Here is a 15,136-nt window from a genome sequence, read left to right as displayed (position 1 = left end):
CCCGTCTCGCGCTTCTCGCGTGGCTTGGACATTCGCCGTCCCCTCGATTCGCCGCCGCCGAACCGAGTGAATCACGCTCCGCAGCACAAGGGAATCGCAAAACCGAATTGTAGGAAAACAGCGCTCATAAACCGCCAATCCTGCAATTCCAAAGCCGCTATCCGCCTCAATCAACATGCCAGATCAATGGCTTGCGGATAGTTCACGGTCGACGAGCCTAGATCGCTTTAGGCGCGGCCGGGAACAGTGCCGACCTGCGATTTAATCACCTGTTCGCTGGAATCGCGCGAATGCCGGAGGGTCCTTACAGGAGCCTCAGCAACACTGTCGTCTTCAACAGGCAAGAACCGGCTGACAAGAACGACGGCGAGAGGAATCAAGAAAACGATACCCGGGTCGGCGCCGCCGCTTGCCAGGGATCCAGCCACGAGCGCCGATAAGGCGCAAGCGCGGACACTCGACGCGATCGCGTCGACCTCGGGATCGATGCGACCGCGGCCACCCCGCACCCCCCGCACCAGCATTGCCAACAGAACTGTCATCATCGCGGTGCCGAACAGCCCCAACTGGGAAAGCACCGCGATCGGCCAACTCGAGGCGCGCGAGCTTCCCAACCCGACCCCCAGTCCACCTGTATCGAAGAAAGACTGCAGGCTTTTGTAGTTCCAGTAGCTGCGCTCTTGGCCGGAGGCTGATGTGACTTTGTTGATTACCGTGTTGTCGACAAGCTGCAAGACCGGATCGAAGAAATGTGGATAGAACAGACTGGCGGCCATCGCGGAGAGGAGCAAGGGCGGTAGCAACGCGATAAGCAGTGCCTCCCCCAACCTCAGCCGACCTGAAGCGAGCGACTTCACGATGGAAAAGACAACGGGCACGCTTACGATTGCAAGACCAACGTAGGCGGTCGACGATGTCGACAGCAGCAGGAGAACAAACAGGGCCGCTCCTAACCCCAATGCGAATTTGGATCCGGTCTTGCGCCAATAGGTGTAGGTGAACGCCAGCCCTGCCAGCGATGCCCCACCGAACGACGATGCCTCTGAAAACGCCCCCGCGATCCGCCAGAACCCAGCTTCCGTGACCTGCGTCAGCATGGCGTAGTTGGCCGTACGGATCGGGGCAAGGACGTCGCCGGCACCGAGCACCTTGCCCAGCAAATCCAGGGCGCCCATCAGCACGTGCAAGCTGAACCACAGGAAGAAGCCCCGCCTGATATCCGCTAACGTGCCGCTGCGCCGAAGCAGCAGACAGGCCGCCAGGAACGTCAGCCCTCCCAGAATAAAGTATCCCGCCTGAGAGATATTGGCCGATACCGGCGCCAAGGCCGCTTCGTAGACGCCCCTGCCGGTGCGGGAAGCGACGAAGGCGCTTGTCTGCCCTGCAAAGAGCCTCGGAAATAACAGCGCTCCGATGCAGACATAGATCATCAGCGCGCAGACGATCCATGCGGCACCTATACGAACGAAGACCGCGCCTATTTCTCTCCAGATTCCCCGTCGAGCCAGCGCGGCTACTATCACGAGCATATCAAAGACGGTAAAGATAAGCGGCGATGAACCGCCAAGCGAGGTTATTGTCCCGATTGCCGTCGCACCAAAGGCCAGCGAGGCAATCAGTGCAGTGATCAGCGACCAGCGCATATAAACGACGAGGGCCAGCAGTCCCATGCAAATCAGTGCCCCAACGAGGGAAACCTGCATTTCACACTCCGACCATCAATGATCCAGACCCTGACGGCCCCGCCGGAACCGCTGAGCTGAATGCTTGGCTTCACAAAAACCAGCGACTCTGATTTGCTTAGGATAAGGTTGGTTCTCGCAGCGTAGATTGACCCAGGGAGGAGGTCGCCGTGTTGCTCGCCATTATCGGCGTTGCCGGTTTTGCCCTGACAATAGGGCTTACGTTGCGCGCGCCGGCGCTGATAGTGACGACCTTGGTGGTGATCGTCGGCAGCGTCGCTGTAGGCAGTCTTCTTCACCTGTCTGTTCCAAACACCATCCGCTCGACGTTTTATCTTGTTGTCGTCACCCAAATTGCCTACCTGGTCGGCCTTGCAATTGCCGTGCTGCGGCATCGCCCAAGGGGACAATAGAGTGGGCGACAATCCCTTGTCGGCGAAAATCGCTTGAGGCCGTTTCTGCCGCGCCCCTGACATCGCCAAGGTCAGGAGGTCTGATCGAACTTCATCATGGCCGGTATCGTCCGCATCAGGATCGAAAGATCGAGGCGTAGAGACCATGTCCGAACGTACTGCGTGTCCAGCAATACGCGGTGCGAATACTCAGTTGTGTTTCTCCCGTTTATCTGCCAGAGGCCGGTCAGTCCTGGCCGCGTCTTCAAATATTCATGCGATGCGGCGCCATAGCGTTGCAATTCGTCGGCAACGACAGGACGCGGGCCGACGCAACTCATGTCGCCCCGCAAGATGTTGAACAACTGCGGCAGCTCGTCCAGGCTCGATTTGCGAAGCATCCTTCCGAAAAACAGGATACGCGGATCGCACTTCAGTTTCTGATTGGCTGCCCATTCCTGGGCGGCTTGTGGATTGCAGCTCAGATGCCGTTGGAGCACCTCCTCGGCATTCGGTACCATGGTGCGGAACTTGTAGCAGTCGAAGACCTTTCCGTTGAATCCAATACGGTGGTGAACGAACAGCACCGGACCGCCTGTGGTGGCCTTGATCAGAAGTGGGATAAGAACCAAGATCGGACCGGCCAGAATGAGCGCTGTCGAGGCTACCATCAGATCCAGCAGCCTCTTGGCCCAACCGCCGAGAGGCTGTCGGCTTTCGGTCCGCACATCGTCGTCAATGCTTGCCGTGCGCATATCCGGCTCAAACGGAACGGCGCCATGGTCATGGCTTGCGTTGAGTTGAGGCGACGAAAGGTCTGGCGTGATCGATCGTGCGGCCGCGTCGCTGTCGCGCCGAAGAAGCGATGTCGCGGGGGGCCCGGCTCCGACCGGTAGAGTCCAGCCTTCAACAGCCAGGTCTTCGCACTGCCGCAGGTTGCTTTCGATTACGTTGGACATCTTCCGCTTGCGCTCGATTTTCATACTTATAGCCTGCATCTTGTCGACGACGGATGATCTCCGGCAAGCAAGGAAAAGGTGGTAGAACGGGGGGGTTTGGCAGCGTGGCCTACCCCTTAGTTGCTAGGCCGGGTATGGACGAATGGCTGCTCCGTTCAATGCCTGGCACGATATCGGAATCGATTTTTCGACTCGCGACGCCCCGAAGGGGCGCGGATTCCCTTTGACGGGCAAGTGTCGGATTGACGGGGCGGTGTCGAGACTTGCCGCGGACTCTAAAGCGCGTCGCATTTGAACGGATTCATGCGACGAACTTTAAGTTCTTGTTTTTGATGCATGTCGTTATCGCAAAACCGCTGCGCACCCTCGGTTCAAGCCGGGTTCAAGGCCGAGGGCATGCTTTTTGCGCGCGACGTGCTGCCGAGAGGAGGCCAGGATGTCAGCGCGGCGCTTGACCTGCGCGCTTCCGGTAACGCCGGGCCGAAACAGTACGAACACGTGTCATCAACACGCCAAGGACGGAGGAATTGGTGTTTTTGAGTGTCTGCGTCAGGTCTTCCAGCTGATCAAGCGACGTCACGCCCCACTGCGCCACCACAATCACGCCATCAAGAAGCGGGCAGAGAGCAAGCCCTTCGGCACCGGAACTGAACGGTGGCAGTTCAACAATGACAATACTGTAACTGCCAACTTCGTTCAGCAATTTCTCCATATTATCGGGAATCAGCAAATTCGCCCAATTCGACGCATCGTTCTTCAAATAATAAAACGATGTCTTTTCAATGAATTGGATTTGATTGCTGATGTCTTTAGGGTTGCCGGAATCCCGATCGACCACGGTGAAATCGGAGGAAAAGAGACGTTCGTTGGCCAGTGCCGACTTATCGTCGGCGTTGATCACGAGGGTCGCCGTGCCCGACCCCCCACACAGCGCCGCCAGATTGCTTACAACGGTGCTCTTGCCGTCGCCGGGGGACACGGATGTAATTCCGATGCGACGCCCCGTTGAAGCGTTGGCCCCGGCCAGGCCCATGATCGCCTTGACGCTCCTGAGGCTGCCGCTGAATGAAGAGTCCGGGTTCCTGAGTACCTCGTCAAGCCGGCCAAAACCACCCCGCCTGAAGCTGACCGGCGGCAATTCTCCAATACAGGCCAGGCCCAGTTCGCGACGGATCTGACGCGGGGTCCTCACGTTCCGATCGAGCCCGCGTCGCGCCACGGCGAACCCGATGCCAGCTACCATCCCGGCAAGTGCGCCAAAGGCGAGGATCAGCGTCCTGCGCGGCCGACTTGCTTTCTTGGGGCTCGTCGCGGACGTGATCACGCGAGCATCGGCGATCAGATAAGGCTGTTGGTCGACCGAGTTTGTATATGCCGCGAGCAGACTTTCATACATCTTTCGATAGGTGTCGGCGGTAACCTCCAATTGCTCTAGCGTAATCTGGTGTGTTGGCTTTCCTTCGCTGTGTACGAGGTCCTGTCCGGCGACGGGCGTCTCGTCCTGACCGATGCTGTAGTCGTGTTTTGCGCGAAACTCCTGGGCGACCCGGGTCGCCCTGTTCATCTGATCACCGACCTCCCGCATCCGCCTTTCCAGCCATGCGATGCCTTCGCTAGCCGTTGCTGTTGTCGTTTGAACTTGCTCGCGCACGAACGCTTCTGCTGTGGCGTTTGCGACGCGTGCCGCCAATGCCGGATCGTGAGACTGGAATGTAATGTCCATTGCATAGGAGACACCGACACGCTGGACATCCAGACCATCGCTGAATATCTCCACCGCGCGACGCCGACGCTCGGATTCCAGCTGCGGCCCGTTCACCTCCAAACGATCCGGCCAGGGCAGCACGCTATGGAAGAAATCCGTCAGCGCAGCATTGCCGGCATGGAATCCGCCGGCATCGACGATGCCCATCCAGGCTCTGCGAAACCTCTCGCCGATGGTCGGACCGTCCAGATCCCTGAAGGTTGGATTGTCTAGGAGTCCAAGATCATCGATCACCATCATCGCGATCTTCTGGGAGCGCAGAACTGCAAGTTGGCTCTCGACCTGAGCGGTGTCGAGCGACAGGTTCACTTCGGCCGGTTGCTGCTGAAGGTTTCTGGGTATCTTCGGTTCGATCAGGATCTGGGTGCGCGCCGAATAAATAGGATCTGAGGTAGCAAAGTAGAACGTGGCGCAAACGATTCCGGCGACGACGAACGCAAGAATCGAGAAAAGATACTGCCGAGCAAACGAGACAACGTCAGCGAGGCTGATAAAGTCCTGCGGTGCGTCCGCCCCAAGCCATGGCTTGTGAGCAATTGCCGCCGACGGCCGGTCTAGCATGGCTTCAATCCATATCTGCAACAAAAAGAGCGGCGAACTGCAACGCTCGAGCAGCATCGCCACCGATGGGTCCCGCTACGAGCATGCAGCCGCGCCACTGTTATGATGACAACCGTTTAGCTCGATCGGCCCAACAGGTGGGCGCCAGGAAACATCTCATTGAGCTTGTAGACGACCTCCGTCCTGTTCGTCGCCTTCAGCTTCTTCATGATGTTGCGGATATGGACCTTGACCGTGCTCTCGCGAAGGTTGAGCTCATGAGCGATTATCTTGTTCGCCTTGCCACGCCTGAGAGCCTGGACGACCTCTTCTTGCCGCTCCGTGAACACACTCGCCATGGGCCTTGTCATATCGGCGGTTGTGTCGATTGCCTTGTGCTGGGCAAGCACGCTGCTTGCCGGCACAAATGTGCCGCCGGCAAGGACAAGATTTACGGCTTCAACACAGATCTCGAAACGGATCGATGAAGGGATGTAGGCTTTTGCGCCATAATTCAACGCCTTCAGAATCTGCTCCAGATCGTCGGTATCGGCCAAAATCAACACTGGAACCGGGTGGGCCTCATTCACGAGATCGGCGATTTCGCTGCCGGTCCTTGCATCTGTCACCTTTCGGCTGCCCACGTTCAGCAGAATAGCCGATATCGACAGTGCATTCTCTTGATGCCGCCACTCTTCGATCGAGCCGAACGACAGGATTTCCTTCCCGATGCCATAGGCGGTCAGGCATTGCGCAAGACATTGTCGGTCAAGCACTCGCTCGTCTAGCAGAGCCAGGCAAGATTCGGTCAAGCCATGTCTATGAAGATGTATTCCATTCCCAGCCTTGCGCGATACGAATTCAAGTGCACCGGGTGATTTGCTATCCAGTTGAATTGTCGGAACCATGAACTTACTCCCCAAACTCTACCCAACGTTTCGAGACCAGTACGATATGTACTGCAGGCAAATACTATTTCCCGCAAACGATGATCTGTTCGCGTCGCCTTCACTATAACCTCGGGATTTCCCAAGCCCCACCTTGGACAGCACTACCCCGTCCATAATGTTTATCGCCGAAAAGATGTGCCTTCACTAATTTAGGTTAATGAAAGGTAAAAAATTTTCTATCCCTTCACTTGGCCCTAGCAATTTGGTCTAGGAGGGATGGTAGCCAGAGAACTCACCGACATCGCGTTGTTTGCCAGGCGCGGCGGACCGTCGCTAAAGACAGCGGGCGTCGCCGATGGCAGCGCGGCTTCAGGCGCGTCGCACCGCCTTTGCATCGTGCGCCAAAGTAAGTGTCAACCATCGATATACCTGTCATCGAACTCGGCAAACTTCGTTACGCCCAGCCGATCCAGCACGCGGACGTGACCTTGGCGGAACTCCAGAAACCCGCGTTCCCGTAATTCCCGCAGCATTCGATTGACATGGACCGGCGTCAGGCCGAGCGCGTCCGCGAGGTCATACTGGGTGAGAGGGCATGCAAAGCCAGTGCGGCTGGCAGCGCCGACGCGCTCCAAGCGCGCTCTCAGCTCGAGCAGCAAGTGCGCTGTACGCGCCAAGGCGCTGCGTCGGCCTATATTGGTGAGGTGTTGGGCAACAAGCGCTCGCTGGCGCGCCAGCGTTTCAAGAAAAAGCGAGGCTATGTGGGGCGACTTCGCTGCTCCAAGAGCAAGCGTCTTGGCCGAGGCTTCCAGCACCGCAAGGTCGGTTTGAGCCACAAATGTCTGGAGAGCAGCGCCCGTATACGTCTGTGGCAGGACAATGTCGCCCTTCAGGGCAAAGTCCAAAATCTGTCGCTGTCCCCCGGCAAGGTCATGAGAAATGCAACCCCAGCCAGACTCGATTATATAGACGCGATCGCCGTCCTCCCCCTGATTGACGATAGCGGTCTGCGCCGCATATCGCTTCGGCATGAAGCCTAGCGCCTTGATATACGCCTTATCGTCGCTTTTGACTGCGACTGACGTCGGACGGTTTTCATTCTCACTCAATGAAAGGCTTGTAGCATACGTCATTCGAACCCCGCCAATCCTCCCCTGATACCCTCCCTAAGCAAAAACGTACTCCAGCTTTGACGTGTTGAGTACCCTGCACGGGCTACAACCATTGGGTGATATTGCACTGCACTCTCACAAAAAAGCAAGGATCACACCTGATCGAGCGCAGTAGGACCCGAATTCATCATAAAGCTCGACCGACGTTCTGCACCATCCATTCGAATGGTGAGGTCTCCGGCGGTCGGAAGCGATTGATGGACACCGTGCAACTTTCGACCACGCCACCCTTCCGGATGCTTACGGCTTTCGGCGTGACTGGCTAGCCTACCGACAGCAAGGCCAGGCATTGCTGCTGACTTGCGGTCGCGCTTAAGTTGTCGCGGGCGAACCGGCGGTCGTTCAACATCGGGCGGAACGTGCCGCTACCCCATCCATGCAACCTTCTGATTTCACTCCCAGACAGCACCTAGGGTTCCGCCAGATCGAGCAGCACCGGGTCACTCAAGTGCAACCGCTGCAGGCCAGATGCCTCACAAAGCCGGCAGGTCGCGCTCGGCCCGGTACGAGAATTCCTCAGTGCGGTGACAAGGTTTGAACGGACGAGAGCGTTCATTCACAGATTCGGCCACTTCGGCTCGATGAGTAACGCTGCAGTTTCAGGACCGGAACGCGTCGATTGACCGTCCCTCTTTCGAGCCAAACTCTCTCCGGGTTCAGCCGCGACACAGGCGCGAGTACTCCATTCGCGTTAGCTCTGAAGCCCCGATTGCCTCGCACGTGCGAAGAGACGCTCGCCACGCACCCTGAAGAGGGCGACGCGCTTCAGGGCGAGCGGCCGCCTCAACCGCCCTGTTGCGCTCCATAGGGTTGGTGCTCCCGCCAAGTCGCGGTGGCTCCGGTTGCGGCTTGCGGCCGGATTGGTCCGCCCTGGCGGACCGATAACTCAGGTCACGCCGAAAATGTCGCCTTGCTCGGCCCGTGATTATCGATGTAGTCGCCCGGATCCCCTGCTCACCACGCAAAAACCGTGGGATTTCCTGCCCTCCTCTCGGAGACGCGCTAAACTGCCATTTGATCTCGCTTGGCGTCGGGTCTAGGAAACTCTCGCCTGATGGCGTTTTGAATCCGCTTTTCCAGGGACATGACTGCCATGCTCAAACCCAAAACGCATAGCATAGACAGTACAAAGGCAAGGGGCGTCGAAAAACCTAATGAAAACAACCACCAGACCACAACCATTCCAACCGAGTAATGATTCAGATATACTGGATAGCTAATTCCCCCAATGTATCTCACAAAATTCCGGTAGCCTGAAATATTGTATTTAATGAATTCATTATACCTTATTCCTGCTGCCATTGCATACATGCACATCAACCACACAATCACGGCGGCGGTTTTATATGCATAACCGCGTTCAACCGACATAAAAATTTCAGCAGTGCCCATACAGCCAAAAAACAATATCAATATCGTCTTCCCCGCATGTCCCATTTCGCTACGGCCGTCGCCGCCGTTCCTGACAAGAAAGATGATCATGCCGGTCGCGAAGAAAACGCCGTGCTGCAGCAGAAGCAGTTTGAAGGGGAACCGCGAAAGCACTGATATCGCTTCTTCCGGCCGCGTGGACGGCGGCAGCAAGTGCAACCCGGAGAGAATGAGAAGGTATACCGAGCTCGAAAACCCTATTATTTTGGCCAGATCATAGAGTGATAAGCGAAACCTCGACAAAATTGACGCGGCTACCAGGAGGTAGAATACGGCCTCGACGACGAGCGACCATACGACCCCGTCGATATAAGGGCCCTTGGGAGACAAGGTTACCGATCTGAAAAAATCCATCAGAAGATGGGAAAAATCCTCGCCATAGAGAGCTCGTGCGGCCAAGCTGACGAGCGCGGACAGCCACAGGGCGGGCAAAATACGCGTAGCGCGCATGCGCGCGAAGCGCAGCGCTTGCGACGCGCCCCCTTCGCCTGCAGCGCTCATGGCAATGACGAACCCGGAAATTACGAAAAAAACTTCGACCCCTACAGCACCCAAACCGGCAAACGCCGACAGAAAACCGAAGGCGACATCGCTTCCCTCGGTGACTGACGCACTGCTCCAGGCGAATGTCGCGAAATGGTTCAGCAGCACCAAGAGCGCTGCAAAAATGCGCAAGAAGTCCATGACGTGGTAGTGGACATTGCGTTCCATATAATGTTTCCGAACCTTGCCAGAGGCCAAGGCCGAATACTATCGTGAAACGGTCAGTACGCCTGCTGCTACATTCGGACATAGCCGAATTGATTAACCGTCGGATATGACCCGTTTCGTGGGCAGATCCACCGAACTGCTACGCCTGGATTGCTCGGCGCCTTGACATGTTGAGCAGCGTTGCGTCCGATCGTTGCCATTGACGAAGAATGCTACGCGCCGTCTTCCAAGGTGACCGCATGGCTGTTGCTCATCGCCGTCTTGCCGCGACCTCGCAAGGGATAACTGGTTGAGACGGTGGATGGCGGTGAGGTTCCTACGGCTCCACCCGCTCTACTCCTAATTGGTGTCGCCCTCCTAAATGATGCCGTGCTAATGTTCTAGCCGGCTTGGGAGGTTCCAATCGACCTCATTGCGAATGTTTTCGCCGGCACGTGGGCTGCCGGCGTGCTTGCCGCCATCTGGTATGTCTGGAGGCGGCCCTCGCTGCCCATTGCCGAAAACAAGCAGGACCGCGATTTGCGGGAATGGCTGGACGGGCAGGTGTAGAGGGCCCGCCAGCACTGGGTTTTTTGACTGGCTACCGGGTCGCCGAGCGCGAAAGAGCAGCCTCTGCTTGATCGGCACTGCTCAGGAATTCGTCGCGTTCGGCTATCCACAGATCCGCATAGTCGACATTCTGCCACTCGGCAAACCACGGACCGCCACTTGTATAGTGGACCGCCTTGGGTGTGCCATGCGCCGGCTTTTCGTTCCAACCTTCAAGCCAGTTCCACTCTACCGGCAGCGAGCCCAAATCCTCATCGGCGACCCACTGCATTCGGTGGAGGTAGGCGCCACTTTCGCGGTTCACGACCTCCGGCGTAAGCGATTTAACCGCAGGATGCGCGCAATTGAACAGCATCAGCGAGGACCAGTTTTTTCGAGGGTAGGATGTCTGGACAACGCCATCCATCTTGGTGGTGGCCTTCGGCGTGTAGTCGTGCTGGACACAATAGACCGCCTTGTTCGACTTCGTGTATTCCAGCAAACCTGCGACGTCACCGAGCCACAGGAAGTCGCAATCGCAGAACAAAGCCCAGCCCGTATAGTCGGCGAGAAAAGGCGTGAGAAACCGCGTATAAGTGAACTCTGTTGACGCGAGCGGATCTTTCTCCCTCCAATACAGTTCACGGGCACGCAGCTCGTCCTGCTTGATTGGAATGACGGAGACAGGCACCGAAGCGTTTTTGAGCAAAGAGTGCCGCGCCACGTCGTAGGCGATCGGCTCACGGCTGTCCCATCCAACGAATACCCTAAACGCATCAGTCATATTCAGTACCTTGGCTCCAATTTCAAAACGGGCACACACTAACTGTCTGGCAACAACTCGGCAACAATGGCGCGGAAATTAGCCGGGGCGATTTCTAAAGCCCGCGGATTTGCCGTTCACCCCGGCCCGGCTTTCCTCGGCGCACCTCGACTTGCCACCCAACGCGACAAGCGCCCATTTCTGATAGGTGTAGCCGGCCGAATAAGCGGCGACCATCGCACCGGTCGAACCGTCCAGAAACCCCAGCCTGAAGACATAGCTGTTCATATAAGCCCAGACCGAGCGCAAAACCGCCTTGCTGATCGAGCTTTTTTTCCCCTCGGCAAGCATCCGCGCGGCGGACGCTTGCGCGTATCTGCCTATCTTGTCATGCGCGTCCGCCAGGTCGGCGATGGAGTCATGCTCCAGGGGGTGGGACAATCGCGAGACCTTGCCATTCACCACCACCTTCTCATGCACGGTGTCGTTGCTGAAGCGGCCGGACTGGCGACGGAAAAGCCTGAGCACCAGATCGGGCGACCAGCCGCCATGGCGGACAATACGCCCACAAAAACGCGATCGTCTTGGTATTTCGAAGCCGTCACAGCCTTTCGGGCTGGCGATTGCGGCCCTGATTTCCGCTGCCAGCGGCGGCTCGACCCATTCGTCGGCATCAAGCGAAAGGACCCAATCGCCTGTCGCCGCGGCGAGGGCGCGGTTTTTTTGCGCGCCGAAACCCGGCCAATCCAAGGTGATCAGCACCTTGGCCCCGAGCCCGCTAGCGATGTCCCTGGTCTGATCGGTGCTGTTATTGTCGAGGACGACGATTTCGTCGGCAAAATGTACCGAGCGAAGGCAACGTGCAATGCACGCTTCCTCATTGCGGCTGATTATGACGACTGAGAGCGCCGGCACGGTCAGACGGTTCCGGCATCAAAACTGCGACTGTTGTTCAAATGAAACTGTCCCCCGGCCGGTTGGCACTCCGGTGATCCTAACGGATTCAAAAAATATGTCGAAAATTATTTCAGGTCGAGATTTTCGTACAGCGCTATCATTCTCCTGATCATGACGTTGAAATCGTAGTGTTCGGCTGCCGCCCTGACCCTGGCCGCAGTCTCGGGCCGTGACGACAGCAGCAAGGCGCGGGCAAGCCCGGCGGCGAGGTGGTTTACGCTGGCTGCGTCGCAAACAAGCGTCGGCTCGAAGCGATCGACAAGCTCGCGCGCCCCACACCCGGTGCTGACGACGGCGGGCAAGCCGCTGGCCATGGCTTCGATCACCACTGTGCCGAATGGATCATAGATGGAAGGCAGCACCGCAATGTCGGCGGCGCCGTACCATGGCAGCGTATCTTTTTGCGGCCCCAGCATTCGGAGCCTTGCACCAAGACCAAGCCTGTCACCGGCCCGCTGGAACGTATCGGCGCGCGAATCGTGGCCAATGACCCATAACTCCGGCTCACCATCGAGCATTGCGACAGACTTCATCAAGGCAAGAAGTCCTTTTCGCGCAAAACCCGAGCCTACGAAGAGAACGACCGGCCTGTCATCGTCGACGCCAAGCCGTGAGCGGACCACGGCTCGATGCTGTCTTCGCAACTCCAGGTTGAAGCGCTCCAGGTCGACCCCGTTGGGAATATGGTGCACGCGTTCGGCCGGATAGTCGTAGTGACGGACAATGTCCTCCGCCACCATTTTCGAAATGGCAATCACCGCTTTAAGCCGTGGGCTGCCATAGGTCGCGCGCTCGAGGCGCAGCGTCTGGCGGTGAAACGGGCTCAGCGCCATCGCTGCCGTGCCAAGCCGCGTCTCGAAACGCCGTCGCTCGGCAAGATAGGCGGCATGAACGCCTTCCCCGGCACGGAAGACGTCGCAGCACGGAAGGCGATCGTTGCTCTGCACCAGGGCCGGCGGCATTTCGGCGATCTTGCGGCAGGCGGCTCGGGCAAAGGACGTCGCCCGCAGGTAGCGGGGAAAGCGGCGGCCGGCGCACTGGATGAACTCTATGCCTTCGTGTCGCGGCCAGTCGCCTGACAGCACGGCCACCGGCCGTTGACGCGCGGCGAACGCCGCCATGATGTTTTCCAGCATGATCTCGCCTCCGCCAAAGGGCGCGTAACGCTGGCGCACGAACAGGATAGGCTTTTTCGGGTCAGCTTGAACCCGTTGATCATGCCGTGGCAAATCCATGCGACCTCGCTACGCCCTTTTGCAAGCCAATCAAGCTTTCCAACTTGGCGGGACTTTGCTCGCAGTCTATTAAGCGTGGCAAGCCGGTCCTGGATCGGGGCGCTGGCGTATAGTTCCGCTGGTTGCGGCTATGCCACGACGGTAGACTGCTTTCAAGGCGAGGGTTTTTGCCGATGACCACCAGCCATGTCTCGCCCGCCGACAAGACCGTCTCGGGCAAACGCAAAGTCGGCGTGATCCGCCGCCTGGAGCGCTCGTTGCGACCGGGGCTGCGAAATCTCCGCGGTCTGGTCAAGGAGCCGTTTCTAGCCTGGGCGCATCCGGAAGCTCTGGCTTTCTACAGCAGAGCGATGCAGACGGCTTATCTGCCGGACGACCTGATCGACGTCGTCCCGCAACTCAAGATCCTGTATCTCGCCACGCCGAAGGCGGCGAGCAGCCGCATTCGCAGCAACCTTGCAGCCATGATCGGCAATGATACCGTGTCGGAGTGGCGCAGCGACCAGAACTGGAAGGTGCACAACCGAAAGGCGTCGAGCTTGCAGGCGCCTCGCCATGGCATCGTGCAGTTCCATCGCATGGCCACAAGTCCCGAAGCCTTGCGGTTCACCTTCGTTCGCAATCCCTATACAAGGCTGTTGTCGTGCTGGGCCGACCAATATCGCGACCGCCCCCTTGTGCCTGGCTATGGCAGGGTGGAGGTCTATCTGGCCCATCGCGAAAGGGCGGATCCGTCGCTGCCTGTCGGTGCTGACAAGAGCCTGTCGTTTGCTGATTTCGTCGCCTTTGCCTGCACGACCTCGACATGGCGCATCGACAAGCATTGGCAGAGGCAAAGCGACATCGTCAACCTTCCAGGCGTTGTGTTCGACCTCATCGGCAAAACCGAGACTTTCGCACGAGATTTCGAACAGGTTCTCGATCATGTCGGTGCAAGCGAGGAAATGCGACGCGCGGCGATGCCACCTCTGCACACCTCCTCGCGCCGCAGGCTTGCCGACTATTTCACGCCAGAACTGGCCGATACGATTTACCGCGCCTATGAGCGCGACTTCGATCAGTTTGGCTATCCGCGCGCGCTTCCAGAGTGAACAATCCGCGCGACGGAACCCTCAAACATACCCGAACGCCTGCATCAGCGGTTTGCCGCGTCCCTCGGTAAGCTCCTTCAATTCCATTTGACCCAGTTCGGTCTTCCAGCGGCCGCGGCCATCATAGATCGGCTTGTTGACCTGCTGGTTGCGGAGCGCGGCATGTTGGGGTTGCGCATCGAGTGTGAACCATCGTTGCGGGTTCCGATGATAGTCGAGCAAACTCTGGTCGAACGACAATCCCAGGAAGGTGCAGATCTTTTCGATGGTCGCTTCCGGGTCATTGACAAGATCTTCGTAGCGGTAAATCAGGACGTCCGTGCTGCCGCGCTCGGCAAGCACCATTGTGTTGTCCGAAATCCAGCGATCCAGGCTCTCGGTCGCATCACCAAGCCGCTTGGTCAGCGAAGCAACGGTATCGCGCCCATCGCGTACCGGCATCACGAACTTCGCGCCCGGCACCAGGCGTCGTATCCGGTCGACACGTCTGATATGACGCGGTGTCTTTTCAAGCAGCACCGACTTGCCCGCCCCAATGGCCGCCCGTTCCAGCTTCGAGTAGCGATACAGCGCAAGTGGAGTCCATTTGAAAAACACGTTGGTTTCTTCGAATGGCAAAAAGACATCGGCATGCGAGGCAAGGATCGTCGCTATCAGCGTGGTGCCGCTATGCCCGCATCCGCAGACAAAGCCTTTGCATCGGATCAATTCACACCTGCCCTGTCGTCGACATGAGATATGCCATGTCGCTGAAAGGATTCATCGAGCCATTTCCAGTAATCGAGCCGGGCAAGCATCGTTTGTATCCCGCCGCACATCTTCATAGCGCAGAAGCGCAATCTTTCGAACGTGACTTGCGCCTGAAATATCAGACACCGCAGTGTCGCGCTAGGAGCCGTTGTAGCGAGATTTGTCGGGTCGATTTGCGCAATGCCCCTCAGATTCTTCTGGTCGGCGACGCCCCAGGTCGTCAAGCATTACGCGCAGCCAAGTCCGCCCGGATTTGGGAAACGAGACGAC

The 15,136-nt window shown here is 58.0% G+C and carries 12 protein-coding genes and 1 pseudogene; 2 read left to right on the top strand and 11 right to left on the bottom strand.

What is annotated here, in order from left to right:
- Positions 1-227: 227 nt before the first annotated feature.
- The gene (locus AC0L3D_RS16475; protein ID WP_287050093.1) at positions 228-1,703 is read right to left on the bottom strand and encodes a hypothetical protein; all 1,476 of its coding nucleotides are present in this window, start codon (positions 1,701-1,703) and stop codon (positions 228-230) included.
- A gap of 149 nt (positions 1,704-1,852) precedes the next feature.
- Here AC0L3D_RS16475 and AC0L3D_RS16470 point away from each other — a divergent pair, with 149 nt between their 5' ends.
- Positions 1,853-2,095: a hypothetical protein gene (locus tag AC0L3D_RS16470; protein ID WP_473626603.1), complete on the top strand. Its 243-nt coding sequence runs from the start codon at positions 1,853-1,855 to the stop codon at positions 2,093-2,095.
- A 71-nt stretch (positions 2,096-2,166) separates the two neighbouring features.
- On the opposite strand, the gene AC0L3D_RS16465 is transcribed toward AC0L3D_RS16470, so the two are convergent.
- The 9 genes and pseudogenes from AC0L3D_RS16465 to AC0L3D_RS16425 all read right to left on the bottom strand — a co-directional run bounded on the left by AC0L3D_RS16465 (position 2,167) and on the right by AC0L3D_RS16425 (position 13,025).
- Complete coding sequence (locus AC0L3D_RS16465) at positions 2,167-3,057, bottom strand: sugar transferase (protein ID WP_473626602.1); 891 nt, start codon at positions 3,055-3,057, stop codon at positions 2,167-2,169.
- Between the two features lie 415 nt (positions 3,058-3,472).
- On the bottom strand, positions 3,473-5,416 hold the full coding sequence (locus AC0L3D_RS16460; RefSeq protein WP_473626637.1) for a GNVR domain-containing protein: 1,944 nt from the start codon (positions 5,414-5,416) through the stop codon (positions 3,473-3,475).
- A 59-nt stretch (positions 5,417-5,475) separates the two neighbouring features.
- A complete protein-coding gene (locus AC0L3D_RS16455) occupies positions 5,476-6,246 on the bottom strand; it encodes a response regulator transcription factor (protein WP_287050089.1) in 771 nt (256 codons plus the stop codon).
- 395 nt (positions 6,247-6,641) lie between these two features.
- Complete coding sequence (locus AC0L3D_RS16450) at positions 6,642-7,361, bottom strand: Crp/Fnr family transcriptional regulator (RefSeq protein ID WP_473626601.1); 720 nt, start codon at positions 7,359-7,361, stop codon at positions 6,642-6,644.
- Between the two features lie 1,041 nt (positions 7,362-8,402).
- On the bottom strand, positions 8,403-9,542 hold the full coding sequence (locus AC0L3D_RS16445; protein WP_128245253.1) for an acyltransferase family protein: 1,140 nt from the start codon (positions 9,540-9,542) through the stop codon (positions 8,403-8,405).
- 580 nt (positions 9,543-10,122) lie between these two features.
- Complete coding sequence (locus tag AC0L3D_RS16440) at positions 10,123-10,854, bottom strand: glycosyltransferase (RefSeq protein WP_473626598.1); 732 nt, start codon at positions 10,852-10,854, stop codon at positions 10,123-10,125.
- Between the two features lie 78 nt (positions 10,855-10,932).
- The gene (locus AC0L3D_RS16435) at positions 10,933-11,361 is read right to left on the bottom strand and encodes a glycosyltransferase family protein (protein ID WP_473645065.1); all 429 of its coding nucleotides are present in this window, start codon (positions 11,359-11,361) and stop codon (positions 10,933-10,935) included.
- Between the two features lie 75 nt (positions 11,362-11,436).
- Positions 11,437-11,748 (bottom strand): annotated as a pseudogene (locus AC0L3D_RS16430) (glycosyltransferase family 2 protein); the annotation flags it as partial.
- A 107-nt stretch (positions 11,749-11,855) separates the two neighbouring features.
- The gene (locus AC0L3D_RS16425) at positions 11,856-13,025 is read right to left on the bottom strand and encodes a glycosyltransferase family 4 protein (RefSeq protein ID WP_023799613.1); all 1,170 of its coding nucleotides are present in this window, start codon (positions 13,023-13,025) and stop codon (positions 11,856-11,858) included.
- Positions 13,026-13,198: 173 nt separating this feature from the next.
- On the opposite strand from AC0L3D_RS16425, the gene AC0L3D_RS16420 reads away from it, so the two are divergent.
- The gene (locus tag AC0L3D_RS16420; protein WP_473626595.1) at positions 13,199-14,116 is read left to right on the top strand and encodes a sulfotransferase family protein; all 918 of its coding nucleotides are present in this window, start codon (positions 13,199-13,201) and stop codon (positions 14,114-14,116) included.
- Between the two features lie 21 nt (positions 14,117-14,137).
- On the opposite strand, the gene AC0L3D_RS16415 is transcribed toward AC0L3D_RS16420, so the two are convergent.
- On the bottom strand, positions 14,138-14,734 hold the full coding sequence (locus AC0L3D_RS16415) for a sulfotransferase family protein (protein WP_473626594.1): 597 nt from the start codon (positions 14,732-14,734) through the stop codon (positions 14,138-14,140).
- Positions 14,735-15,136: the final 402 nt, after the last annotated feature.

Source organism: Mesorhizobium sp. WSM4837 (assembly GCF_055811435.1).
Note: the sequence above shows the minus strand (reverse complement) of the source record. Positions and strands in the feature narration are given on the sequence as shown.